Genomic DNA, 23,206 nt, shown 5'->3' on the forward strand with positions numbered 1-23,206 from the left:
CTCATCCCCATTCCCTCCCCGCTGTTGAAAAATCCGCGACAACCCCCATATGTATTTCCATCAGGCATTTTCGCCCCGCTGCGTGGAGACTCTCCCTTGACCACCATCGTTTCAGTACGCCGCCACGGCAAAGTCGTCATGGCTGGCGACGGCCAGGTTTCTCTTGGCAATACCGTGATGAAAGGCAACGCGAAAAAAGTCCGCCGTCTCTATCACGGCCAGGTAATCGCCGGTTTCGCCGGTGCCACCGCAGATGCATTCACTCTGTTCGAACGTTTTGAAGGCCAACTTGAAAAGCATCAAGGCCATCTGGTTCGCGCCGCTGTCGAGTTGGCCAAAGAATGGCGTACCGACCGCTCGCTGAGCCGCCTGGAAGCCATGCTGGCAGTTGCCAACAAGGACGCATCCCTGATCATCACCGGTAACGGTGACGTGGTTGAGCCCGAAGACGGCTTGATCGCAATGGGTTCGGGCGGTGCATTTGCCCAGGCTGCAGCCCGCGCCCTGCTGATGAAAACCGATCTGTCGGCCCGCGAAATCGCTGAAACAGCACTCGGCATTGCTGGCGACATCTGCGTGTTCACCAACCACAACATCACTATTGAGGAGCAGGACCTCGCTGAATAAGACGCCTGCCGGGCTGGAGTGCCAGCCCGTTTGTGAACCTTACTTTAGCTAGAGGAACGCCAACTACCATGTCCATGACTCCACGCGAAATCGTCCACGAACTCAATCGCCACATCATCGGCCAGGACGACGCCAAGCGCGCCGTAGCCATCGCGCTGCGTAACCGCTGGCGCCGGATGCAACTGCCCGAAGAACTGCGCGTTGAAGTGACGCCAAAAAACATTCTGATGATCGGCCCTACCGGTGTCGGTAAAACCGAGATCGCCCGTCGTCTGGCCAAATTGGCCAACGCACCGTTCATCAAGGTTGAAGCCACCAAGTTCACCGAAGTTGGCTATGTAGGCCGTGACGTCGAGTCGATCATCCGTGATCTGGCTGACGCTGCAATCAAGCTGCTGCGCGAACAGGAAATTGTGAAGGTTCGCCACCGCGCCGAAGACGCCGCCGAAGAGCGCATCCTCGACGCCCTGCTGCCTCCTGCCCGCACATTCGGCGAAGAAGCCGCCGTACCGCAGGATTCCAACACTCGCCAACTGTTCCGCAAGCGTCTGCGTGAAGGCCAACTGGACGACAAGGAAATCGAAATCGAAGTCGCCGACGCCGTTGGCGTGGACATCTCCGCGCCGCCTGGCATGGAAGAAATGACCAACCAGCTGCAAAGCCTGTTTGCCAACATGGGCAAAGGCAAGCGCAAGAGCCGCAAGCTGAAAGTCAAAGAAGCACTGAAAATGGTGCGTGACGAAGAAGCCGGTCGCCTGGTTAACGACGAAGAACTCAAGGCCAAGGCCCTGGAAGCGGTCGAGCAGCACGGTATCGTGTTTATCGATGAAATCGACAAAGTTGCCAAACGCGGCAATGTCGGTGGCGCCGATGTGTCCCGCGAAGGCGTGCAGCGCGACCTGCTGCCGCTGATCGAAGGTTGCACCGTCAATACCAAGCTGGGCATGGTCAAAACCGACCACATCCTGTTTATCGCCTCCGGCGCGTTCCACCTGAGCAAACCAAGCGATCTGGTGCCAGAACTGCAAGGTCGCCTGCCGATCCGCGTTGAACTCAAGGCCCTGTCGCCACAAGATTTCGAGCGCATCCTCAGCGAGCCACACGCATCCCTGACCGAGCAATACCGCGAACTGCTGAAAACCGAAGGCCTGAACATCGAGTTCCTGCCTGAAGGTATCAAGCGTCTGGCCGAAATTGCCTGGCAAGTGAACGAAAAAACCGAAAACATCGGTGCTCGTCGTCTGCACACACTGCTTGAGCGCTTGCTCGAAGAGGTGTCTTTCAGCGCCGGTGATATTGCCAGCGCACAGAAAGACGAGCCTATTCGCATCGACGCCGACTACGTGAACAGCCACCTGGGCGAACTGGCCGAGAACGAAGACCTCTCGCGCTACATCTTGTAAACCGAACACCTGTAGCCGCTGCTGCAGGCTGCGATAAGGCGAAGGCCTTCAACGATCTACGGATCTTGCGCCAACTGCATTGGCGATCGCAGCCTGCGCCAGCGGCTACAGTGTTTGTGCAATGACCTAAGGTTATGACCATGATCCCCAGCGCCATCAACCTGCACAAAGCCTCCAAAACCCTCACGCTTAAATACCCGTCCGGCGAGCAATACCACTTGCCTGCCGAATTTTTGCGCGTGCACTCCCCGTCCGCCGAAGTTCAGGGCCACGGCAATCCGATTCTGCAATTCGGCAAAATTAATGTCGGTTTGAGCAAAATCGAGCCTGCAGGCCAGTACGCGCTGAAACTGACCTTCGATGACGGACACGACAGCGGGTTGTTTACCTGGGAATACCTCTACCAGCTCGGCGTACGCCAGCAAGAGCTTTGGGCTGACTATCTGCAAGAGCTGGAAAAAGCCGGCAAGTCCCGCGACCCGTCGGTGTCAGTCGTAAAGCTGATGCTTTGATCCTGTTGCACATCTCTCTGTAGCAGCTGCGTTACTACGCCAGCTGCTACAGGGTGTTATGTGCCTGCAATCAAGCAGATGTTGTGGGTGTAGTTGCCGTTGCCTCAACCGCAGGTGTTTTGGGAGCCGCTGCGGGCTTTTTGGCAGCAGGCTTTTTGGCGGCGGGCTTGGCTGTTGCGGCTTTGGCAGGTGCAGGTTTGCTGGCCGCCGCAGGTGCCTTGGCCGCAGGTTTGGCTACCGCTTTGGCAGTGGGCTTGGTGGCAGGCTTGGCAGCCGCTTTTACCGCTGGTTTAGCCGCTGGTTTAGCCGCTGGTTTAGCCGTCGACTTTGCAACCGCCGGTTTTGCCGCAGCTTTAACTGCAGGCTTTGCCGGTGCAGGCTTGCTCGCAGCCGGGGCCTTGGTGGCCGTGACTTTGGCAGCGGCCGCAGTCAGCTTCTCTATATGCTTGGTCAGCGTCTCGACCTTGGCATGCAGCACTTTGACTTCTTCACGGCTGGGTACACCCAATCGAGTGATGGCACTGTTAAGACGCTTATCGAAAGCCTCTTCGAACTCGCTCCATTTCTCCAGTGCCAAATCTTTAACATCTTCAACCCGAGAACGGGCAGATGACGTCGAGGCCTTTACACCCTCGGCGACTTTGTGACCCGCGTCCTTGGCCAGCTTTTCGGCTTTTTCGCCATCCTTGACCAAGGTGTCAAACAGCTTGCTGCCATCGGTATCAATCTTCGAGTACACACCCAAACCCGCCAGCCAGATTTTGCGTGAATACTCTTCAACCTTGCCAACCCATGAATGACTTTCTTTTGCAGTCGGTTTTTTAGCAGCCATCGTGTTCCCCTTAATGTTAAGTCGCGACGTCAGTGAGCAAGATCGTCGAATCATCAAGATGAACAAAGGTGCTCACCTGCATCAGGTTTAGACGCTAAACAGCCTTGTTTCAAGGTGAGCACCACTGTTTAGTGGCCTATTAACCGAGTTCTATGTCACCCGGTTGGGTTTCAGACAAGTCAATTTTAAGCAGCGCTTCATCGATGTCAGGAAATTCGACTTCTTTCACTGTTCCAAGCGGATTTAGCAGCGTGCCCGGTATTTGTTCCGAATCAGCGAACTCTTTTTTCATTAGATCGCCCATCTCGGCTTCTACGGTATAGGCTTGAGCCAACGCTTCCTCTGCGCCAAACACATACACAAAGAACTGAACCAGCCCGGGGCTGACCGTCACAAAACCCATTCGTTGCAAACACGTCGCTTGCAATACATAGCGTTCACCCTCCCCACCCGCAACAACTTGATAACCTCGCGAAGATGCAAAGGACTGCGCAACACGCCTGACCCTGTCTGCCATTACGGCATCGGGCAGCGTTGTTTTATAAGTAATGGAACACACGTGATAAGTCATACACGATTACCTTTGTTGTTTATGTTTAAAAACAACACTAGGTAAAAATCCATTTAAATCCAAAACACCACAACTAACCCAGAATATAAAAAAACCTTTCATATCAACTGGAAAAAATATTCACTTATACGAAGTCAACTATTACAGCGCTTCAATTAGAACATTCTCACAGTAAAAATTCTGGTACCTGCATAAGCCAGCTCCACCCGCCGATGATCACGACGGGCAGGCGGTTACGATCACGACAGGGCTTTGTCCAGCGACCGTTCGATTTCTGACTGAATCATGCCGCTCATCGCTGACATCAGCAGCCCAAGCTCCACATCGACCTTGACGTTGGTTTCGCTGATTTGCAGGGTGCCGTTCACGCCGGAGCGTTTCAACTTTACGGTGTCACCGGCCCAGGTAGGGGTCAGGCCGTACTGGCTGGCCAGTTTCTCGACCAGAGGCTGGGCTTTCTCACGTGCGGCTTCAAGGCCCAGGCTGTGGGTACGTTCAACGCTGATACGCGCCATGGCGTCGCTCCTGTTAAATAAAGCCGCCACTATACATTCACCCTCGCCAAGACAAAGCCGGCCACCGGGATTAGAATGGCCAGCATTCTCTTTTGGTGACAGCGATATGACTGATCAGCGCAAAGGCAGCGATGCCGAACCCACCACTCACTTCGGCTTCAAAAACGTACCGGAAAGCCAAAAGGCCGAAAAAGTCGCCGAGGTTTTCCACTCTGTAGCCGGCAAATATGACCTGATGAACGACGTTCTGTCAGGCGGCATGCACCGTCTGTGGAAGCGCTTTACCATCGAGTTGTCCGGCGTTCGCCCTGGCAACAAGGTGCTGGACATCGCCGGTGGCACCGGTGACCTGGCCCGCAAGTTTTCCCACCTGGTAGGTCCGACCGGCCAAGTGGTACTGGCCGACATCAACGCCTCCATGCTCAAGGTCGGCCGCGACCGCCTGCTGGACAAGGGCGTAGCCGGCAATATCGAGTTCGTTCAGGCCGACGCTGAAAAGCTGCCGTTCCCGGACAACTACTTCGATTGCGTGACGATCGCCTTCGGCCTGCGCAACGTGACCCACAAGGAAGACGCCCTGCGCTCCATGCTGCGCGTACTCAAGCCGGGCGGCCGCCTGTTGGTGCTGGAGTTCTCCAAGCCGACCAACGCACTGATGTCCAAGGTCTATGACACTTACTCGTTCGCCTTCATGCCGATGGTGGGCAAGCTGATCCTCAACGACCCGGACAGCTATCGCTACCTGGCCGAATCGATCCGCATGCACCCGGATCAGGAAACCCTGAAGTCAATGATGGTCGAGGCCGGTTTTGACCGCGTGACGTATCACAACATGACTTCCGGCATCGTTGCCCTGCATCGCGGCATCAAGCCCTGATGTTGCTGCGCGGCCTTCTCGCCAGCGTCGAACTCGGCGTCAACCGCATAGTGCGGCTGGACAGCACGGCCCTGGCGCGCTTGCGCCCCTTGACCGGCAAGTTGATTGCCGTCGAGTGTGCGAGCCCCTCGCTGCACCTGTTCATTCTGCCCAGCGATGAAGGCCTGCTGCTGGCTACCCAATGGGCGGCCGACCCCGACTGCACCCTGCGCGCTCCCGCCTCCAGCCTGCTGCGCCTTGCCTTGAGCAAGGACAAAAGCACCATCCTGCACAGCCCTGAAGTCGAGCTGGAAGGCGACAGCGCGGTGCTGATGGAACTGGCAGCGGTGCTGCAAGACCTGGAGCTGGATTGGGAGTACGAACTCTCGAACTGGATCGGGCCGGTGGCCACTGCATTGATCGGGGGGCATGTGCGCAGCCGCGCCAACTGGTACCAGCAAGGTTTCGCCAGCCTCAATCAGAACCTGGCCGAATACCTGAGCGAAGAAGCCCGTACCTTGGTCGGCGAACGTGAGGCGCAAGCGCGCTTTGACGAACTCGACCAAATCAAACTCGACCTGGATCGCCTGGAGGCACGCGTTGAGCGCCTCTCCCGATCCCTCAATTCCAGCGATAACGCATGAAGCTGCTTGCCATACGCCGTTTGTTTCGTATCCAGCGCGTCGTCATTCGCTACCGACTGGATGACCTGCTGTTCGCCCTGCCGTTGCCGTGGTGGATGCTGTCCCTGCGCTACGCGCTGCCGTGGCGCTGGTTCCCGCGCAAAAAGCTGGAGCTGAGCCGCGGCGCGGCCCTGCGCCTGGCCCTGCAGGATCTGGGACCGATTTTCATCAAGTTCGGCCAGATCCTTTCTACCCGTCGCGACCTGCTGCCCGCCGACATCGCCGATGAGTTGATGTTGCTGCAAGATCGCGTGCCGCCGTTTGACCCGCAGTTGGCCGTCAAGCTGATCGAAGAGCAACTGGGCGCCAGGATCAGCGAAGTGTTCAGTCGCTTCGACATCCAGCCGTTGGCCTCGGCCTCGGTGGCCCAGGTGCACTCGGCCAAGCTCAAGACCGGTGAAGAAGTGGTGGTCAAGGTTGTGCGCCCGGGCCTCAAGCCGATCATCGGTTCCGACCTCGCCTGGCTGTTCATCCTGGCCCGTACGGCCGAGCGCCTGAGCGCTGATGCCCGCCTGCTGCACCCGGTGGACGTGGTGACGGACTACGAGAAAACCATTTACGACGAACTCGACCTGTTGCGCGAAGCGGCCAACGCCAGCCAGCTCAAGCGCAACTTCGAAGGCTCGCCCCTGATGTACGTCCCGCAGATCTACTGGGACTGGTGCCGCCCGAAAGTGCTGGTGATGGAGCGTATCTACGGGATTCAGGTTACAGACCTCGAAGCACTGGGAGATCAGCGCACCGACATGAAGATGCTGGCCGAGCGCGGGGTTGAAATCTTCTTCACCCAGGTGTTCCGCGACAGCTTCTTCCACGCCGACATGCACCCCGGCAACATTTTTGTCAGCACCGTTAACCCCTGGGCCCCGCAATACATCGCCATCGACTGCGGCATCGTCGGCAGCCTGACCCCCGAGGATCAGGACTATCTGGCGCGTAACCTGTTTGCCTTTTTCAAGCGCGACTACCGCCGTGTGGCGCAGTTGCACATTGATTCTGGCTGGGTACCGGCCCACACCAAACTCAACGAGTTTGAAGCGGCCATCCGCACCGTGTGCGAACCGATCTTTGAAAAACCGCTCAAGGAAATATCCTTTGGACAGGTGCTGATGCGCCTGTTCCAGACGGCTCGACGCTTCAATATGGAAGTCCAGCCGCAGTTGGTGTTGCTGCAAAAAACCCTGCTCAATATCGAAGGCCTGGGGCGCCAGCTGTACCCCGACCTCGATCTGTGGAGCACCGCCCAGCCGTTCCTCGAGCGCTGGATGCGTGAGCGCGTGAGCCCCAAGACCCTGCTGCGCAACCTGCACAGCCAGGTCGAGCAAATCCCGCACCTGGCCGGCATGACCCGCGACCTGCTGGAACGCATGTCGCAACCACACGCCAACAACCCGCCATTGATCGTTCGCGAGTCTCGCGACGGCTGGTTCCTGCGCCTGATCGGTGCCGGGCACTTGGCAGCTGGCGCATTGTTGGCCAGTATCGGTCCGCTGCACACTGCAGGCTATTGGCCTGCCGGCATAATGCTGGCCGTAGGCTTGTATCTGATCGTGCGCCGATAGCCAGCTCCGGGCGAGGCTGGCAAACTGTGAATTCACCAGGCCTCAGCCACAGGGTTGAGGCAGGTTGTCGGAGTCGAACATGAAAGACTGGCTGGACGAGATCAAGTGGGACAACGACGGCCTGGTGCCGGCGATTGCCCAAGACCACAAAACCGGGCGCGTGCTGATGATGGCCTGGATGAACCGCGAGGCCCTGAGCCTGACCGCCGCCGAGAACCGTGCCATTTACTGGTCACGTTCCCGTGGCAAGTTGTGGCGCAAGGGAGAAGAGTCCGGTCACGTGCAAAAGCTGCATGAAATGCGCCTGGACTGTGACGCCGACGTGATCATCCTGATGGTTGAGCAAATCGGTGACATCGCCTGCCATACCGGCCGCCAGAGCTGCTTCTATCGCGTATACGACAATGCCGAGTGGAAGACCGTCGACCCGGTGCTTAAAGATCCCCACGCCATTTATCACGCAGGGCACTCCCATGACTGATACCTTGAGCCGCGTAGCCCAAGTGCTCGAAGCGCGCAAAGGCGCCACCCCCGACAGCTCCTATGTCGCAAGCCTTTACCACAAGGGTCTGAACAAGATTCTTGAAAAAGTCGGCGAAGAGTCGATCGAAACCATCATCGCCGCCAAAGACGCCGCCATCAGTGGTGATTGCAGCGATGTGATCTACGAAACAGCCGATCTCTGGTTCCACAGCATGATCATGCTGGCCCAGCTGGGGCAGCATCCTCAGGCCGTACTGGATGAACTGGAGCGTCGTATCGGAACCTCTGGCCACGTGGAAAAAGCCTCACGGCCGTCCGCCTAAATCACTCTGTTAAGGATCACATCATGGGCATTTTTGACTGGAAACACTGGATCGTCATTCTGGTAGTCGTCGTCCTCGTCTTCGGCACCAAAAAACTGAAAAACCTGGGCACCGATGTCGGCGAATCGATCAAGGGCTTTCGTAAAGCCATGAACGACGACGAAAAACCAGCCGAGCCCGTGGTTCCGCCTGCGCAGCCAACCGCCGCCCCGCAGCCACACACAACTTCGACCCTGAACGAGCCGCACACCATCGACGTGCAGGCGCAAAAAGTCGAAGAGCCGACCCGCAAAGACGTGTGAGCCAAAACTAATGTTCGGTATCAGCTTCAGTGAACTGCTGCTCGTTGGCCTGGTGGCCCTGCTGGTGCTCGGCCCCGAGCGCCTGCCGGGTGCCGCGCGCACGGCGGGCCTGTGGATCGGGCGCTTGAAACGCAGTTTCAATGCGATCAAACAGGAAGTTGAACGTGAAATCGGCGCGGACGAAATTCGTCGGCAGCTGCACAACGAACACATCCTGTCGATGGAAGAAGAAGCCAAGAAAATCCTGGCTCCGCTGCAGGACGCCGTTAAGCCACCAACGCCGACCGAGCCGACCGTCAGCACAGCGCCTGTCGAGCCTGCGAGCCCCGCGCCCGTGAGCCTGAGCAAAACCGCGTCCGACCCTGCGCCTCAACCGGCAGCGCCACACGACCCCACTCTGCCACCGCGAGCCCCTTAAGCGCATGAGCGATAAGCCAGAACACGACCAGCCAATGCCGCTGGTCTCGCATCTCACCGAGCTGCGCACCCGCCTGTTGCGCTGCATCGCGGCGATTTTCATCATCTTTGCCGGGCTGTTCGCCTTTACCCAGCAGATCTACACCCTGGTCTCCACGCCGCTGCGTGAATACCTGCCGGTGGGTGCGACGATGATCGCGACCGACGTGGCCTCGCCGTTCCTGACGCCGCTCAAGCTGACCATGATGGTCTCGCTGTTCATTGCCATTCCGGTGATCCTGCATCAGATCTGGGGCTTTATTGCGCCCGGCCTGTACAAGCATGAAAAACGCATCGCCGTGCCCCTGCTGGTGTCCAGCATCTTCCTGTTTTACGCCGGCATGGCGTTCGCCTACTTCCTGGTATTCCCGCTGGTGTTCAAGTTCTTCGCCGCCGCCACCCCGGAAGGCGTCGCGATGATGACCGATATCAGCAGCTACCTTGATTTTGTCATGACCCTGTTCTTTGCCTTTGGCGTGGCCTTTGAAATCCCGGTGGCCGTGGTGCTGCTGGTATGGATCGGCATTGTCGACGTGCAATACCTGCGCAAGATCCGCCCGTACGTGATCATCGGCTGTTTCGTGGTCGGCATGATCCTGACCCCGCCCGACATCTTCTCGCAAACCTTGCTGGCGATCCCGATGTGGATGCTGTTTGAAATCGGCATTCTGTTTGGCAGCCTGATCAGCAAGAACAAACGCGGCGAAGACCCGGACGAACCCTCGGCTGATAGCGACGCCCAACCGCCAGCACCGCAAGCGTGAACCTGCTGCTCCTCGAAGAGGCTGATTTCATTGCCGCCGACCGCGTGATCCTGCGCGACCGGCGCCTGACTCATATGCAAGAAGTTCACCGGGCCGCTGTCGGCGACAGCCTGCGCGTGGGCAAGATTGGCGGATTGATGGGCAGCGCCGAACTGGTGCGCCTTGAGGCCAGGGAAGCCGAACTGGTTATCCACAGCCTTGACCAACCACCACCGGCCAAACTGCCCCTGACCTTATTGCTTGCCCTGCCGCGCCCGAAAATGCTGCGCCGGGTACTGCAAACCGTGGCCTCGATGGGCGTGCCCAAGGTCATTCTGGTCAACAGTTATCGGGTCGAAAAAAGCTTCTGGCAGACACCGTTTCTGGAACCCGAAGCCATTCGTGAGCAATTGATCCTGGGGTTGGAGCAATCGCGGGACAGCGTCTTGCCCGAAGTCATTATCGAAAAACGCTTCAAGCCGTTTGTCGAAGACCGTTTGCCGGCGCTGGTCGAAGGCACATTGGGCCTGGTGGGCCATCCGGGAGATTACCCGGCCTGCCCGCGCGGGCTGGATGAAGCCGTGACCCTGGCCATCGGCCCGGAAGGTGGCTGGATTCCCTACGAGATCGACTTGCTGGCCAAGGCAGGCCTGCAACCGGTGCAACTGGGGGCACGTATCCTGCGGGTCGAAACCGCCGTCACCGCCCTGCTCGCCCGGTTGTTCTGACAGCCCGATTTAAATACATTTTGTATAATCTGCCTGCTTCAGTTTTGCTCGACCGAGCCGATGCATTAACACGTCAAGATCATTCAAGAAGCCATGGACGGCTGTTATCGATACCAATCGATCAAAAAAAGGAGTTCGTCCATGAACCATTGGTTATCTGCCACCCTGGGCAATATCAGTGTCACTCGTAAACTCAGCCTGGGCTTCGGTACCGTCTTGCTGCTGACACTGCTGATCACCGTCACCGGCTGGAAGGGGCTGATGTCTGTCATTGATCGCGGCGACAAGCTGGCCAATATTTCCCAGGTCATCACGCTGATCAAGGACCTGCGCATCGCCCGCGTCACCTACGACAAGGACAACGGCGAAAACGGCCCCGATCTGGTCAATGACCTGCTCAACGAGATCGGTACCAACCTCGCCGCCGCCAAGGAGCGCATGGTCCAGGCCAGTGACTTGAGCCTGAGCGACCAGGAACTCAAGGCCGTGTCGCAATACAAAACCATCTTCGCGGCTATCGACGAGGCAACCCAGGCCCGCGAGGTCAGCCGGGGCAAGCTCGGTGCAACGTCCGAAGCCGCTCTGGCCAGTATCGCCGCCATTGAAAAAGACGTGCTGCAGGGTGACAACCTGGCCGAGCTCAATAGCGTCAACCAGGTCAGCCGGTTGCTGTTGCAAGCGCGGTTCGAGGTGCGCGGCTATACCCACACGGGCGATCTTGAAGCGGCTACACCTGCGATCGAAGCCATCGACCAGGCGCTGACAGAACTCGCACGCCTGAGCAGCATCATGCCCAGTGCCTACAGCCCCCAGTTCGCGCAGGCCAGCACAGCACTGAAAAACTATCGGGCCGCCTTTATCGAGTTTCGCGACTCTCAGGTACACAGCGACAAGCAATTGTCGCAACTGCAAGTGCTGGGCAATTCCCTGGTGGATCTGAGCAATGAACTGTCGGCGTCCCAACTCAGCCAGCGCGACAGCGATACCCGCCAGGCCAAGTCCGCGCTGCTGATCTGCGCGAGCCTGGCCCTGCTGCTGGGCGTCATCGCGGCGTGGATCATCACCCGGCAGATCATTACCCCCTTGCGCGACACCCTCAATATTGTCAAAGCCGTGGCGGCCGGTGATCTCAGCCAGGAGCATCCGACCACCCGTCGCGACGAACTGGGCCAACTGCAACAGGCCATCGAAGGCATGCGCGGCGGGCTGCGCGAGCTGGTCGGCGGCATCGGCAACGGCGTCACTCAGATCGCCAGTGCGGCCCAACAGCTGTCCACCGTGACCGAACAAACCAGCGCCGGGGTCAACAGCCAGAAAATCGAAACCGATCAGGTGGCCACGGCCATGCATGAGATGACGGCCACGGTTCAAGAAGTTGCACGCAATGCCGAAGAGGCCTCCGAGGCGGCAATGTCCGCCGACGTGCAAGCCCGTGAGGGCGATACCGTGGTCGCCCAGGTCATTACACAGATTGAGCGCCTGGCGGCTGAAGTGGTGTTGTCCACCGAGGCGATGGCTCATCTGAAACAGGAAAGCGACAAAATCGGCAGCGTGCTCGACGTGATCAAGGCCGTGTCCCAGCAAACCAACCTGCTGGCCCTCAACGCCGCCATCGAAGCCGCTCGGGCGGGCGAAGCCGGGCGCGGTTTTGCCGTGGTGGCCGACGAAGTGCGCAGCCTGGCGCAGCGTACGCAAAAGTCCACGGAAGAGATTGAAGTCTTGATCATCGGTCTGCAAAGCGGGACTCAACAAGTGTCCAGCAGCATGGACAACAGCCGCCTGCTGACCGACAGCAGCGTTGAGCTGACCCGCCGCGCGGGCGAGTCCCTGGACACCATTACCCGCACCGTATCGACGATTCAGGGCATGAACCAACAGATCGCGACAGCAGCCGAACAGCAAAGCGCGGTGGCCGAAGAGATCAACCGCAGTGTGCTGAACGTGCGCGACGTGTCGGAACAAACCGCCGCCGCCAGCGAGCAGACCGCCGCCGCCAGCGTGGAACTTGCAAGGCTGGGAACGCACCTGCAAACACTGGTCACCCGCTTCAAGGTCTGACCCTCGGCCAGTGCGACTCTCATCACACTAACGGCAACTGCCCTTCAGTTCCGGCCCCCGGCGCCGATGGCCTGATACCCCTTGAAGGAGTATCACCATGTACCGTCGGCTGGCTCTACTGCTGGGCAATATAAGCGTCAATCGCAAACTCAGCCTGGGCTTCGGGCTGGTACTGGTGCTGACTCTGCTGATCGCCGCAGCGGGCTGGAATGGCCTGGTGTCGGTGATCGACCGGGGCGACAAACTGGCCAATATCTCGAAAATCATCTCGCTGACCAAAGACCTGCGCATTGCCCGCCTTGAATATGACCGCCATCCGGGGGAAGACACACTGGCCGGCGTCACCGGCCAACTGAGTGCACTGGACAACGCGCTGGAGCAGTCACACAAACAGCTGGTATCGCCCGACGACCTGGTGCTGGTCGAGCAGCAGCTCAATGCCGTGACCGAGTACAAACGCGCCTTCACCGATCTCATCCAGGGCTCCCGGCCCGAACAGGCCGTTGAGCGCATGCACCAGCAGGGCGATGTCCTGATCGAGCAGAGCCAGAAGCTCTCGGCACTGCAGACAGCCAAACGCAACAACGAAAGCCATCAGGCCACGACCCTGTTGATCAGTTGCGCGCTGCTGGCGCTGGTGCTGGGAATGATCGCCGCCTGGGTCATTACCCGCCAGATCGTGATCCCGCTGCAACGCACGCTCAAGACCGTTGAGCGCATCGCGGCCGGGGATCTGACCCAAGACCATCACACCGACCGCCGCGACGAACTGGGGCAGCTGCAGCAAGCCATTCAACGGATGACCCAAGGCCTGCGCGAGTTGATTGGCGGGATCAGCGATGGCGTGACTCAAATCGCCAGTGCAGCGGAAGAACTCTCGGCGGTCACCGAACAAACCAGCGCGGGGGTTAACAGCCAGAAAGTCGAGACCGATCAGGTCGCCACGGCCATGCACGAAATGGCCGCCACCGTTCAAGAGGTGGCGCGCAATGCGGAAGAAGCCTCCGAGGCGGCTGTCGCGGCTGACCAGCAGGCCCGCGAGGGCGACAACGTGGTCGCACAAGCCATCGCCCAGATCGAGAAGCTGGCCATTGAAGTCGGCCATTCCACCGATGCCATGGGCCATCTGAAACGCGAAAGCGACAAGATCGGCAGCGTGCTGGACGTGATCAAGTCCGTCGCCCAGCAGACCAACCTGCTAGCCCTCAACGCCGCCATCGAAGCGGCACGGGCCGGTGAGGCCGGTCGTGGTTTTGCGGTCGTGGCCGACGAGGTGCGCAGCCTGGCGCAGCGCACGCAAAAATCCACAGAAGAAATCGAAGAGTTGATTGCCGGCCTGCAAAGCGGCACTCAGCAGGTGTCCAGCAGCATGGACAACAGTCGTGCCCTGACAGACAACAGCGTTGAGCTGACCCGCCGTGCGGGCGAGTCACTGGGCAACATCACCCGTACGGTGTCGACGATTCAGGGGATGAACCAGCAGATCGCAGCCGCCGCTGAGCAGCAAAGTGCGGTGGCCGATGAGATTAACCGCAGCGTGTTGAATGTGCGTGATGTGTCAGAGCAAACCGCCGCCGCGAGCGAAGAGACTGCGGCTTCGAGCATTGAACTGGCGCGGCTGGGCACGCATCTTCAGGCATTGGTTGGGCGGTTCAAGGTTTAACAGCCTTGTAAGCCTGTGTGGGAGCGGGCTTGCTCCCACACATTCAGAACTACAGCACCTGACGCAAGAACGCCTGGGCGCGCAGGTCCTTGGGCGAGGTGAAGAAGTCTTCCGGGGAGGAGTCTTCCAGCAGCTTGCCATGGTCGAAGAACAGCACGCGGTTCGCCACTTCGCGGGCAAAGCCCATTTCGTGGGTCACGCAGACCATGGTCATGCCTTCGCGGGCCAGGGTCTTCATCACGTCCAGTACTTCGCCGACCATTTCCGGGTCGAGTGCCGAGGTGGGCTCGTCAAACAACATCACCTTGGGTTCCATCGCCAACGCACGGGCAATCGCCACGCGCTGTTGCTGGCCGCCCGAGAGACGCGACGGGTACTCGTTGGCCTTCTGACCAATACCCACCTTGTCCAGTAATGCGCGGGCCTTGGCTTCACGTTCGACCTTGCCACGCTTGCGCACAACCTTTTGTGCCAGGCACAGGTTTTCCAGCACGGTCATGTGCGGGAACAGGTTGAAATGCTGGAACACCATGCCGACTTCACGCCGATAGGCATTGACGTCGGTTTTGGGGTTGGCCAGGTCCAGGCCGTCAATGCTGACGGAGCCGGAGTCGAAGTCTTCCAGGCCATTGAGGCAGCGCAGGAAGGTCGACTTGCCAGAGCCCGACGGGCCGATCACCACCAGTACTTCGCCCTGGGCGACAGTGGTGCTGACGTTGTCTACCGCACGAACGATGTGGCCGCGGGTGTCGAAGACTTTTACCAGTTCGCGAACTTCAATCACTTTGCGCGAGCCTCCGCTCAAGCCGGCTGGCGAAATGCGACAGCGGCAGGTTGATCAACAGGTACAGGCCCGCTACGCAGAACAGGATTTCGAACGGCGAAAACGAGGTGGTGATGACCTCACGGCCACTTTTGAGCAGTTCGGTAATGGCGATCACCGACACCAGCGAGGTGTCCTTCACCAGGCTGATAAATTGCCCGGCCAATGGCGGCAGCACACGCTTGAACGCTTGCGGCAGCACCACATGGCGCATCGACTGGCTGCTGTTGAGGCCCAGCGAGCGCGCCGCTTCGTTTTGCCCGCGGGCAATGGACTGCACGCCCGAACGAATGATTTCGGCCACGTACGCACCGGTGAACAGCGACAGCGCGGCAATACCGGCAAATTCGCGGGACAGGTTGAGCACAGTGCCAATAAAGAAGTAGAAGATGAAAATCTGTACCAGCAACGGTGTACCGCGTACCAGTTCGACGTACAGCGTCGAGAGGTCGCGCAGGGTCGGGTTGTTCGACAGTCGGCACAGGCCGGTGGCCAGCCCGATGATCAAACCCAATACGCCAGACACCAGCGACAGCCAGACGGTGGTCCACAAGCCCCAGAGCAGCGGTCCTGCGGCCCAGTGGCGGTTCACGCCAATGACATCGCCTTCATCGACCTCGTCGCCTTCAGCCAGTTGCAGGCTGTTGTCGGCAACGGTTACGCGTTGCTCTTTGCCATCTTCGCCACGCAGCACGACTTCGGCAGTGTCGCCCTTGCGTACCAGTTCGATAATGGTCGAGCGTTCAGCCGCCCGCTGGGCTTCTTCGGCCTGATAGGCGAAGTACTGCGGAACACGGTTCCAGCGCCATTCGTAAGACATCAGCGAAGTGGCGTAATACAACGCACCCGCCAGACCGATGAGCACCAGCACGGTCAATACGTGCCAGGGCCACTGGACTTTTTTTTGTTTGATCACTTTCAGGTTCCGTCAGGAGAAAAGCCAGGCCCGTAGCAGTTGCCGAAGGCTACGTCCGGGCGCGAAGCGCTCGTAAATCGAACGCCTCCGTTTTTCATCTGAACCGCATTCAGCTTCTTTACGGCTGCTGCGCAACCGGACGCAGCCTTCGGCAGCTGCTACAAAAGTAGCGGAATGCGATCAGCGCTTATTCCATGTCTTTGAGCCAGGCGGTGTCTTTGAACCACTTGTCATGGATGCGATCGTAAGTGCCGTCTTCGTGGATCTGGTGCAGGAAGTTGTTGATGAAGTTGATGCTGTCGTAGTCGCCTTTCTTCAGACCAAAGGCCAAAGGCTCGTAGGTGAACGGCTTGTCGAGGAACACCAGCTTGCCGTTACCGAACTTGTTAACCGCTACAACGTTGTATGGGGCGTCGTAGATAAAGGCATCAGCCTTACCGTTGACGACGTCCAGAACACCTTCAGGCTCGTTGTCGTAGCCGTGGTACTGGGCTTTTGACATCAGTTTGCGAGCAACGATTTCACCCGTGGTGCCAATCTTGGACGTCAGGCGATATTGCGGGTCGTTGAGGTCTTTGTAAGATTTGACCTTGTCTTCCAGCTCTTTGCGAATGAGCACGGTCTGGCCCACTACGATGAAGGGTTCGCTGAAGTTCAGGCGCAGGTTGCGTTCCTGGGTCAGGGTCATGCCGCTGCCAATCATGTCGAACTTGTTGGTCATCAACGCCGGGATGATGCCGTCATAACCGGTGGAAACCAGCTCCAGCTTCACACCCATGGCCTTGGCCATCGCTTTGAGCAGGTCAACTTCAAAACCAATGATCTGGCCGCGTTTGTTGGTCATTTCAAATGGCATGTAGGTTGGGTCCATGCCCACCTTCAGAGTGCCGCGTTTGACCGCGTCATCAATTGCGCCTGCATGGGCTGCGCTGATCGCCAGTAATGCAGTCACACCGCACAGCAGTTTCGACACAAACTTCTTCATCACAACTCCCCCTCACCTACTCAATTAAGGCGTTGGCCAACGGCAGGCTCGATTCAAAAAGCCAATACAGCCGGGCACTCACCCATTCGAAAACGGATGCTAACTCACTGAGGGTTATGAGACGAGTTTTGCGAGAGAAAAGCACGACGGGCGTGGGATGCCGTTCCCGTGGGAGCGTGCTTGCTCGCGATGCAGGCAACGCGGTGCAACAGGTATTACGGGGTGAGGCCATCGCGAGCAAGCCCGCTCCCACAAGGGGTAGCGGGTTGCATGCGAGAGATCAGGCAGCAGGCTGTAGCGGCAACAACGGTGCGTGAGGGTCAGCGGCAACCGACTCACGCCAGGCGTTCAGCCAGCCTTCGTGACCTTCGTTCCACACCAGCGCGTGCAAGCGGGCCAGGGCAACAGGGTCGCTCAAGAGCTCCATGCGCTCTTTGTCGCTGACACCCTGAGGACCCACCTTGAGTGCGTGACGCACACGTTCAGTACGCAGCCATTCAATCGGCTCGGCCTCACGGTGACGCGACGTCGCAAGGGCACAGGCCAGTGCGTTCTGCTGTGGATCAACCACGGCCCGCACAAAACCGTCATGCAGTGCGTGGTAGCGGTTTTCGTGGGTGTATTCGGCTGTGGCCGACAACTCACGAGGCGGTGCGTATTCCTCAGGAATCAGGAACAGGCTTTCATCGCGAGTCTTGAGGCCCAGCTTGACCCGGCTGGAGATCACCGACACCGGAATCGACAACATCAGCGAACCGACAATCGGCACCAGCCACCACAAAAAGCTCGGGTTCAACCACAACACCAACGCAGCCCAGGCCGCACCCAGCAGGGTTTGCGGACCATGACGGCGCACCGCTTCGCTCCACGGCGTGGAGTCGTCGTCACGCTGTGGCGAATTCCAGGTCGCCGCCCAGCCCAGGAACGCGGCCAGTACAAAGCGGGTGTGGAAGATCATGCGCACAGGTGCCAGCAGCATCGAGAACAGCATCTCCAGCAGCATCGACAGCGTGACCTTGAACTTGCCACCAAACTCTTTCGCGCCCTTGGCCCAGATCAGGATGATGCTCAGCAGTTTAGGCAGGAACAACAGCACGATCGTAGTCGAGAACAGCGCCACGGCTTTATCCGGATGCCATTGTGGCCACAGCGGATACAACTGGCGCGGTTCCATGAAGTACTGCGGTTCCATCAGCGTGTTGACTGCCAGCAAGGCGGTCGACAGCAACAGGAAGAAGAACCACAACGGCGCAGACAGGTAAGACATCACGCCCGTGAGGAACACCGCACGGTGTACCGGGTGCATGCCCTTGACCAGGAACAGGCGGAAGTTCATCAGGTTGCCGTGGCACCAGCGACGGTCACGCTTGAGTTCGTCCAGCAGGTTGGGCGGCAGTTCTTCATAGCTGCCCGGCAAGTCGTAGGCAATCCACACGCCCCAACCGGCACGGCGCATCAGCGCGGCTTCAACAAAGTCGTGAGACAGGATCGCGCCCGCAAAAGCACCTTTACCCGGCAACGGCGCCAAAGCGCAGTGTTCGATAAACGGCTTCATGCGGATGATTGCGTTGTGGCCCCAGTAGTGGGATTCACCCAACTGCCAGAAGTGCAGACCGGCAGTGAACAGGGGTCCGTACACCCGCGTCGCAAATTGCTGCATGCGCGCATACAAGGTGTCCATGCCCGATGCTCGCGGCGCGGTCTGGATGATCCCGGCGTCTGGCGTGGCTTCCATCAAGCGCACCAGACTGGTCAGGCATTCACCGCTCATCACGCTGTCCGCGTCGAGCACCACCATGTACCTGTAATCACCGCCCCAGCGACGGCAGAAGTCGTCGAGGTTGCCGCTCTTGCGCTTCACACGACGGCGACGACGGCGATAGAAAATTCGCCCGAAGCCTTCTGTTTCGCGGCACACATCCAGCCAGGCCTGTTGCTCGGCAACACAGATGTCTGGATCGTTGCTGTCACTGAGGATAAAGAAGTCGAAGCGATCCAGATCACCGGTCGCGGCAACCGATTCGTAGGTGGCGCGCAAACCTGCAAAAACACGGGTGACATCTTCGTTGCAGATCGGCATCACCAGCGCAGTACGTGCCTGCTCAGGGATTGCCTCATTCCCGGCGCTTTTGCCGGAAATACGGTACTTGTCGTGGCCGGTCAGCAGTTCCAGAAAGCCCATCAAGGCCGTCCAGAAACCCGCCGATACCCAGCAAAACAAAATACCGAACAGAATCAGGATGCTGGTCTGCAAGGCATACGGCAGCACTTGTTGCGCCGTTTGCATCAACGGCTGGTGCAGCACCTCTTCAAGGTCGACAAACGCCCAGCCCTGGTACGGCATGATGCCTTTCATGTACCAGCCGGCAACGATGGTCTGACCCAGCATCAAGACCAGCAGGATGTAACGGCGGATCGAACCCACCGTACGCCAGCGGGCATGGGGTAATACACGCTCGTCGATTTTCGGCGCAGGCGGATTGCTGCGACCGGTCAGGCGCCGCCAGCCACGGACCAGAATGTTGGTGCGCCACGGCTCGGGCACCACCTTGGTGCGACGAATCGGCGGCGTGGCCTTGAGCATCACCCGGCCGCTGGCATCGAGGGCGAGCATTTCTGCTTCCTCAAGCTCCGCGGCCGACGTCAGGTTCAGACGCGTGCCCACCGAGGCCTGCGCGGCCTCAGTAGCATCGACATCGGCCTGCGTGGACAGACGCGCATGCAACTCGGCGAACGAGGTGCAACTCGCAAGGTCCGCGCGCTGCTCATCGCTCAGTGGCAGATGCGCCAGGTACTCGCTGAGCGAGGCTGGCTGGGGCTGAGCATTACTCATCGGCTGGCAACTGGTAGCTCCAGGTCTCGGTCAACACTTTTTCAGTCTTCACCGGTTCTGGAGTGGCTGCAGGCGCTTGGGCCGCTGGGGCCTTGGCGTCCTTGGCCGCGTGATCTTTCTTCTCGTGTGCCTTGGCCACAGGGGCTTGCTCGATGTCCTGAACCAGCGCTGCGCGCATCTCTGTGGACTTGCTCGGATCCTTGATTTTCATCCGCAGCGTCAAGCGCCAGCCCTTGGTTTCAGGGTTGTAACGCACGTTGTTCTCAACCAGTTCGGCGTTGTCACCGACACTGACCTGACTGCGTACCGGGGTGTTTTCTGGCAAGGCCTTGAGCGACGGGCCTTCGAAGTCCACCAGATACGCAACGCTGCCGTCTGGCTGACGGATCAGGTTCGATTGCTTGACGTCGCCGGTCGAGCGCAGGGTTTGTTTGACCCAGGCGCTGTCCGTTGGATGCAGGGCAGCTTCGTCCAGGGTCCAGTGCATGCGGTAAGCGAAATCAAACGGCTTGAGCGGCTCTGGCAGTGTTTCCGGGCTCCAGAACGCAACGATGTTGTCGTTGGTTTCATCGGCGGTCGGAATTTCTACCAGGTCAACGGAGCCTTTGCCCCAGTCACCCTGCGGTTCGATCCAGGCGCTTGGGCGCTTGTCATAGTTGTCGTCCAGGTCTTCGTAGTGGCTGAAGTCACGGCCACGTTGCAGCAAACCAAAGCCGCGCGGGTTTTCAACCGAGAAGTTGCTGACGGACAAGTGTTTCGGGTTGTTCAGCGGACGCCAGATCCACTCGCCGTTGCCGGCATGAATGGCCAGACCCGACGAGTCGTGCAACTCGCGACGGTAGTTCAGGACTTTGGACGGTTGGTTGGCACCGAACAGGAACATGCTGGTCAGCGGAGCGATGCCCAGCTTGCCAACCTTGTCACGCAGGAACATTTGCGCTTTGACGTCCACGACGGTGTCAACACCAGGGCGCAGGGTAAAGCGGTAAGCACCGGTAGCCCGTGGCGAGTCCAGCAAGGCGAAGATCACCAGGTGCTTGTCGTTAGGCTTGGGTTTTTCGATCCAGAACTCGGTGAAACGCGGGAACTCTTCACCCGACGGCAATGCAGTGTCGATCGCCATACCACGGGCCGACAGGCCGTAGATCTGGTCCTTGCCCACAACGCGGAAGTAACTCGCGCCGAGCATGGTCATGATTTCGTCCTGCTTATCCGCCTTGTTGATCGGATACAGCACGCGGAAACCCGCCCAACCGAGGTTCTCGGTAGCTTTTGGATCAAACTGAACATCACCGAAATCGAAACGACTGGCGTCGTACTTGATTTCTTCAACCGTGGTGGCCGTCACTTCGTTGATTTTCACCGGCGTGTCGAAATGCATGCCCTGGTGATAGAAGGACAATTTGAACGGGGTTTTATCGCCCGCCCACTGGGACTTGTCACGGTTGAATTGAATCTTCTGGTAGTCCGCGAACTTCATGTCGCGGAACTCTTTTGGCAAATTGCTGCGTGGCGCTTGGTATTTCTGTTCGGCGAGGGTTTTAGCCTCAGCCGCCACGTCATCCAGACTGAATGCCCACAGTTGACCCGCACCGAACAAGCAAAAGAGCGCAGAGCCCGTCACCAGTGCGTTGCGTAACCGCTTGGCAGACATTTTTGGTGCATTAAATGGACTAACAATCACGAGCAAACCTCGCCGAAAACAGATGATGAAACCAACGGCCAGCGATCTAAATGCCAGGTTGGCGAGCACTGTTCCGACCGTCAAAGGAATGAATGATTCCCCAGACGCATCGGATTAGTCTCTGTGTAGCGCAGGATTATCTAGTAGCCCGCGTGACAACGCATCTACTGTCAGCAAGTATTTCTCGCTAAAACCGCCTGTTTTCAGACGAAAACGCGGTTTTTAAGGGTTTTAGATTTGTAACAGAAATGTCACAGGGCCATCATTGACCAAATGCACCTGCATATCGGCCCCAAAACGACCTGATTCTACTGTCGGGTGAAGACGTCTGGCCTCACTCAGCAGATGATTGAACAACGCCTCGGCCAACGCAGGAGGGGCCGCCGTGGAGAAGCCGGGGCGCAGGCCACTTTTGGTGTCTGCCGCCAGGGTAAATTGCGATACCAGCAGCAAACCACCGCCAATGTCGACCAGCGAAAGGTTCATTTTGCCTTCGGCATCGCTGAACACCCGGTAGTTGAGGAGCTTGTGCAACAACTTGGCGGCGCTTGCCTCGGTATCACCGGGTTCGACGGCGACCAGCACCAGCAAACCCTGGTCGATTGAGCCGACTATCTCCCCCGCGACCTCAACCCGCGCCCCACTGACACGCTGCAACAACCCCCTCATGCTTCGTCCGGTTGCAAGTTGAGCAGGCTGCGGGCCATTTGCTCGGTGGCGCGTACCAATGCATCGGTAATCCCGGGTTCGGAAGCGACGTGTCCGGCTTCACGAATGATCTGCAGCTCACTGCCCGGCCAGGCCTGATGCAGCTCCCAGGCGTTATCCAGCGGGCAAATCATGTCGTAGCGACCATGCACGATGACCGCCGGCAGATGGGCAATCTTGTACATGTCACGCAGCAGCTGATTGGGCTCCAGGAACGCATTGTTCATAAAGTAGTGGCATTCGATGCGGGCAATGGACAGTGCCCGGTGCGGGTCACAGAAGCGCTCGACCACTTGCGGGTTTGGCCGCAAGGTAGCCGCACGGCCTTCCCAGGTCGACCAGGCCTTGGCCACGTGCATCTGGGCAATCTGGTCATTGCCTGTCAGGCGCTTATGAAAGGCACTCATCAGGTCATGACGCTCATCCGGCGGGATTGGCGCTATGTATTCCTGCCAGTAGTCCGGGAATATCCGGCTGGCACCTGCCTGATAGAACCATTCGATTTCTTGAGGACGAGCCAGAAAGATCCCGCGCAGAATCAGCCCGTGCACCTTGTCCGGATGGCTTTGCGCGTACGCCAGTGACAGGGTCGAGCCCCACGAGCCACCAAACAGCACCCACTTGTCGATGCCCAGGAACAGGCGGATCCGTTCCATGTCGGCAACCAGGTCCCAGGTCGTGTTGCTGTCCAGACTGGCGTGGGGGGTTGAACGCCCGCAACCGCGCTGATCAAAGGTAATGATGCGGTACAGGCCCGGATCGAAGTAGCAGCGGCTGTTGGCATCGCAGCCCGAACCCGGTCCACCGTGGACAAACACCACTGGCAGGCCGTCTGGCGAACCGCTCTCGTCAACGTAAAGCACATGCGGGCCATCGACTGCCAGTTCATGCCGGGCGTAGGGTTTGATCTGCGGGAACAAGGTCTGCATTACGCACTCCG

24 protein-coding genes are annotated in these 23,206 nt (G+C 58.8%); 14 read left to right on the forward strand and 10 right to left on the reverse strand.

Annotation, left to right across the window (positions count from 1 at the left end):
* Window positions 1–96: 96 nt before the first annotated feature.
* The 3 genes from hslV (at window position 97) to AC19YQ_RS23365 (ending at window position 2,542) form a co-directional block, all read left to right on the forward strand.
* Window positions 97–627 (forward strand): ATP-dependent protease subunit HslV, encoded by a 531-nt coding sequence (gene hslV, locus AC19YQ_RS23355; protein WP_003438754.1) that lies wholly within the window; start codon window positions 97–99, stop codon window positions 625–627.
* 68 nt (window positions 628–695) lie between these two features.
* Entirely contained in the window at window positions 696–2,030 is a 1,335-nt protein-coding gene (gene hslU / locus AC19YQ_RS23360; RefSeq protein ID WP_133076762.1) for an ATP-dependent protease ATPase subunit HslU, read from the forward strand.
* A gap of 140 nt (window positions 2,031–2,170) precedes the next feature.
* Complete coding sequence (locus AC19YQ_RS23365) at window positions 2,171–2,542, forward strand: gamma-butyrobetaine hydroxylase family protein (RefSeq protein WP_219262202.1); 372 nt, start codon at window positions 2,171–2,173, stop codon at window positions 2,540–2,542.
* A gap of 70 nt (window positions 2,543–2,612) precedes the next feature.
* Here AC19YQ_RS23365 and AC19YQ_RS23370 read toward each other — a convergent pair whose 3' ends face one another.
* The 3 genes from AC19YQ_RS23370 to AC19YQ_RS23380 form a co-directional block, all read right to left on the reverse strand.
* Window positions 2,613–3,374 carry a phasin family protein gene (locus AC19YQ_RS23370; RefSeq protein WP_500596059.1) on the reverse strand — a complete coding sequence of 254 codons (762 nt, stop codon included), beginning with the start codon at window positions 3,372–3,374 and terminating at the stop codon, window positions 2,613–2,615.
* A 139-nt stretch (window positions 3,375–3,513) separates the two neighbouring features.
* The gene (locus AC19YQ_RS23375; protein ID WP_500596060.1) at window positions 3,514–3,945 is read right to left on the reverse strand and encodes a hypothetical protein; all 432 of its coding nucleotides are present in this window, start codon (window positions 3,943–3,945) and stop codon (window positions 3,514–3,516) included.
* Between the two features lie 239 nt (window positions 3,946–4,184).
* Window positions 4,185–4,460: a polyhydroxyalkanoic acid system family protein gene (locus tag AC19YQ_RS23380; protein ID WP_339474931.1), complete on the reverse strand. Its 276-nt coding sequence runs from the start codon at window positions 4,458–4,460 to the stop codon at window positions 4,185–4,187.
* A gap of 106 nt (window positions 4,461–4,566) precedes the next feature.
* On the opposite strand from AC19YQ_RS23380, the gene ubiE reads away from it, so the two are divergent.
* The 11 genes from ubiE (at window position 4,567) to AC19YQ_RS23435 (ending at window position 14,317) form a co-directional block, all read left to right on the forward strand.
* Window positions 4,567–5,337, forward strand: coding sequence for a bifunctional demethylmenaquinone methyltransferase/2-methoxy-6-polyprenyl-1,4-benzoquinol methylase UbiE (gene ubiE / locus AC19YQ_RS23385; protein ID WP_016783172.1), 771 nt, complete (start codon window positions 4,567–4,569; stop codon window positions 5,335–5,337).
* Complete coding sequence (locus AC19YQ_RS23390) at window positions 5,337–5,960, forward strand: SCP2 sterol-binding domain-containing protein (RefSeq protein ID WP_133076767.1); 624 nt, start codon at window positions 5,337–5,339, stop codon at window positions 5,958–5,960. The genes ubiE and AC19YQ_RS23390 overlap by 1 nt, the downstream gene beginning before the upstream one ends.
* Window positions 5,957–7,561, forward strand: coding sequence for a ubiquinone biosynthesis regulatory protein kinase UbiB (gene ubiB / locus AC19YQ_RS23395; protein WP_500596061.1), 1,605 nt, complete (start codon window positions 5,957–5,959; stop codon window positions 7,559–7,561). The genes AC19YQ_RS23390 and ubiB overlap by 4 nt, the downstream gene beginning before the upstream one ends.
* A 79-nt stretch (window positions 7,562–7,640) precedes the next feature.
* Window positions 7,641–8,042, forward strand: coding sequence for a phosphoribosyl-AMP cyclohydrolase (hisI, locus tag AC19YQ_RS23400; RefSeq protein ID WP_133076769.1), 402 nt, complete (start codon window positions 7,641–7,643; stop codon window positions 8,040–8,042).
* Window positions 8,035–8,367 (forward strand): phosphoribosyl-ATP diphosphatase, encoded by a 333-nt coding sequence (locus AC19YQ_RS23405; protein WP_016783168.1) that lies wholly within the window; start codon window positions 8,035–8,037, stop codon window positions 8,365–8,367. Before hisI ends, AC19YQ_RS23405 begins: the two co-directional genes overlap by 8 nt.
* Window positions 8,368–8,390: 23 nt before the next feature.
* A complete protein-coding gene (locus AC19YQ_RS23410) occupies window positions 8,391–8,669 on the forward strand; it encodes a twin-arginine translocase TatA/TatE family subunit (RefSeq protein WP_019825245.1) in 279 nt (92 codons plus the stop codon).
* A 10-nt stretch (window positions 8,670–8,679) separates the two neighbouring features.
* Complete coding sequence (gene tatB, locus AC19YQ_RS23415; RefSeq protein ID WP_219262189.1) at window positions 8,680–9,087, forward strand: Sec-independent protein translocase protein TatB; 408 nt, start codon at window positions 8,680–8,682, stop codon at window positions 9,085–9,087.
* Between the two features lie 4 nt (window positions 9,088–9,091).
* Window positions 9,092–9,889 (forward strand): twin-arginine translocase subunit TatC, encoded by a 798-nt coding sequence (gene tatC, locus AC19YQ_RS23420; protein ID WP_133076771.1) that lies wholly within the window; start codon window positions 9,092–9,094, stop codon window positions 9,887–9,889.
* Window positions 9,886–10,596, forward strand: a complete 711-nt coding sequence (locus AC19YQ_RS23425; protein ID WP_133076772.1) for a 16S rRNA (uracil(1498)-N(3))-methyltransferase — start codon at window positions 9,886–9,888, stop codon at window positions 10,594–10,596. The genes tatC and AC19YQ_RS23425 overlap by 4 nt, the downstream gene beginning before the upstream one ends.
* 141 nt (window positions 10,597–10,737) lie before the next feature.
* Window positions 10,738–12,654: a methyl-accepting chemotaxis protein gene (locus AC19YQ_RS23430; protein ID WP_339474934.1), complete on the forward strand. Its 1,917-nt coding sequence runs from the start codon at window positions 10,738–10,740 to the stop codon at window positions 12,652–12,654.
* A gap of 97 nt (window positions 12,655–12,751) precedes the next feature.
* Window positions 12,752–14,317 (forward strand): methyl-accepting chemotaxis protein, encoded by a 1,566-nt coding sequence (locus AC19YQ_RS23435; RefSeq protein ID WP_500596062.1) that lies wholly within the window; start codon window positions 12,752–12,754, stop codon window positions 14,315–14,317.
* Window positions 14,318–14,366: 49 nt separating this feature from the next.
* Here the strand turns inward: AC19YQ_RS23435 and AC19YQ_RS23440 are convergent, their stop codons facing one another.
* The 7 genes from AC19YQ_RS23440 to pip all read right to left on the reverse strand — a co-directional run bounded on the left by AC19YQ_RS23440 (window position 14,367) and on the right by pip (window position 23,195).
* Window positions 14,367–15,101 (reverse strand): amino acid ABC transporter ATP-binding protein, encoded by a 735-nt coding sequence (locus AC19YQ_RS23440; RefSeq protein WP_500596063.1) that lies wholly within the window; start codon window positions 15,099–15,101, stop codon window positions 14,367–14,369.
* Window positions 15,094–16,053 carry an amino acid ABC transporter permease gene (locus AC19YQ_RS23445; protein WP_442800257.1) on the reverse strand — a complete coding sequence of 320 codons (960 nt, stop codon included), beginning with the start codon at window positions 16,051–16,053 and terminating at the stop codon, window positions 15,094–15,096. The genes AC19YQ_RS23440 and AC19YQ_RS23445 overlap by 8 nt, the downstream gene beginning before the upstream one ends.
* Window positions 16,054–16,243: 190 nt before the next feature.
* Entirely contained in the window at window positions 16,244–17,041 is a 798-nt protein-coding gene (locus AC19YQ_RS23450) for a transporter substrate-binding domain-containing protein (protein WP_133076777.1), read from the reverse strand.
* A 280-nt stretch (window positions 17,042–17,321) separates the two neighbouring features.
* Window positions 17,322–19,874 (reverse strand): glucans biosynthesis glucosyltransferase MdoH, encoded by a 2,553-nt coding sequence (gene mdoH / locus AC19YQ_RS23455; protein WP_133076778.1) that lies wholly within the window; start codon window positions 19,872–19,874, stop codon window positions 17,322–17,324.
* Window positions 19,867–21,558, reverse strand: a complete 1,692-nt coding sequence (locus tag AC19YQ_RS23460) for a glucan biosynthesis protein G (protein WP_500596064.1) — start codon at window positions 21,556–21,558, stop codon at window positions 19,867–19,869. The genes mdoH and AC19YQ_RS23460 overlap by 8 nt, the downstream gene beginning before the upstream one ends.
* A 231-nt stretch (window positions 21,559–21,789) precedes the next feature.
* Window positions 21,790–22,227, reverse strand: a complete 438-nt coding sequence (gene dtd, locus AC19YQ_RS23465; RefSeq protein WP_500596065.1) for a D-aminoacyl-tRNA deacylase — start codon at window positions 22,225–22,227, stop codon at window positions 21,790–21,792.
* Window positions 22,224–23,195: a prolyl aminopeptidase gene (gene pip / locus AC19YQ_RS23470; protein WP_133076781.1), complete on the reverse strand. Its 972-nt coding sequence runs from the start codon at window positions 23,193–23,195 to the stop codon at window positions 22,224–22,226. The genes dtd and pip overlap by 4 nt, the downstream gene beginning before the upstream one ends.
* Window positions 23,196–23,206 lie beyond the last annotated feature (11 nt).

Source organism: Pseudomonas sp. MF06569 (genome assembly GCF_059862735.1).

Bases quoted from the DNA above. Each gene is read 5' to 3' on its own strand.
- hslU (WP_133076762.1), top strand. From the start codon at position 696: ATGTCCATGACTCCACGCGAAATCGTCCACGAACTCAATCGCCACATC.
- AC19YQ_RS23365 (WP_219262202.1), top strand. From the start codon at position 2,171: ATGATCCCCAGCGCCATCAACCTGCACAAAGCCTCCAAAACCCTCACG.
- AC19YQ_RS23370 (WP_500596059.1), bottom strand. From the start codon at position 3,374: ATGGCTGCTAAAAAACCGACTGCAAAAGAAAGTCATTCATGGGTTGGC.
- AC19YQ_RS23375 (WP_500596060.1), bottom strand. From the start codon at position 3,945: ATGACTTATCACGTGTGTTCCATTACTTATAAAACAACGCTGCCCGAT.
- AC19YQ_RS23380 (WP_339474931.1), bottom strand. From the start codon at position 4,460: ATGGCGCGTATCAGCGTTGAACGTACCCACAGCCTGGGCCTTGAAGCC.
- ubiE (WP_016783172.1), top strand. From the start codon at position 4,567: ATGACTGATCAGCGCAAAGGCAGCGATGCCGAACCCACCACTCACTTC.
- AC19YQ_RS23390 (WP_133076767.1), top strand. From the start codon at position 5,337: ATGTTGCTGCGCGGCCTTCTCGCCAGCGTCGAACTCGGCGTCAACCGC.
- ubiB (WP_500596061.1), top strand. From the start codon at position 5,957: ATGAAGCTGCTTGCCATACGCCGTTTGTTTCGTATCCAGCGCGTCGTC.
- hisI (WP_133076769.1), top strand. From the start codon at position 7,641: ATGAAAGACTGGCTGGACGAGATCAAGTGGGACAACGACGGCCTGGTG.
- AC19YQ_RS23405 (WP_016783168.1), top strand. From the start codon at position 8,035: ATGACTGATACCTTGAGCCGCGTAGCCCAAGTGCTCGAAGCGCGCAAA.
- AC19YQ_RS23410 (WP_019825245.1), top strand. From the start codon at position 8,391: ATGGGCATTTTTGACTGGAAACACTGGATCGTCATTCTGGTAGTCGTC.
- tatB (WP_219262189.1), top strand. From the start codon at position 8,680: ATGTTCGGTATCAGCTTCAGTGAACTGCTGCTCGTTGGCCTGGTGGCC.
- tatC (WP_133076771.1), top strand. From the start codon at position 9,092: ATGAGCGATAAGCCAGAACACGACCAGCCAATGCCGCTGGTCTCGCAT.
- AC19YQ_RS23430 (WP_339474934.1), top strand. From the start codon at position 10,738: ATGAACCATTGGTTATCTGCCACCCTGGGCAATATCAGTGTCACTCGT.
- AC19YQ_RS23435 (WP_500596062.1), top strand. From the start codon at position 12,752: ATGTACCGTCGGCTGGCTCTACTGCTGGGCAATATAAGCGTCAATCGC.
- AC19YQ_RS23450 (WP_133076777.1), bottom strand. From the start codon at position 17,041: ATGAAGAAGTTTGTGTCGAAACTGCTGTGCGGTGTGACTGCATTACTG.
- mdoH (WP_133076778.1), bottom strand. From the start codon at position 19,874: ATGAGTAATGCTCAGCCCCAGCCAGCCTCGCTCAGCGAGTACCTGGCG.
- dtd (WP_500596065.1), bottom strand. From the start codon at position 22,227: ATGAGGGGGTTGTTGCAGCGTGTCAGTGGGGCGCGGGTTGAGGTCGCG.
- pip (WP_133076781.1), bottom strand. From the start codon at position 23,195: ATGCAGACCTTGTTCCCGCAGATCAAACCCTACGCCCGGCATGAACTG.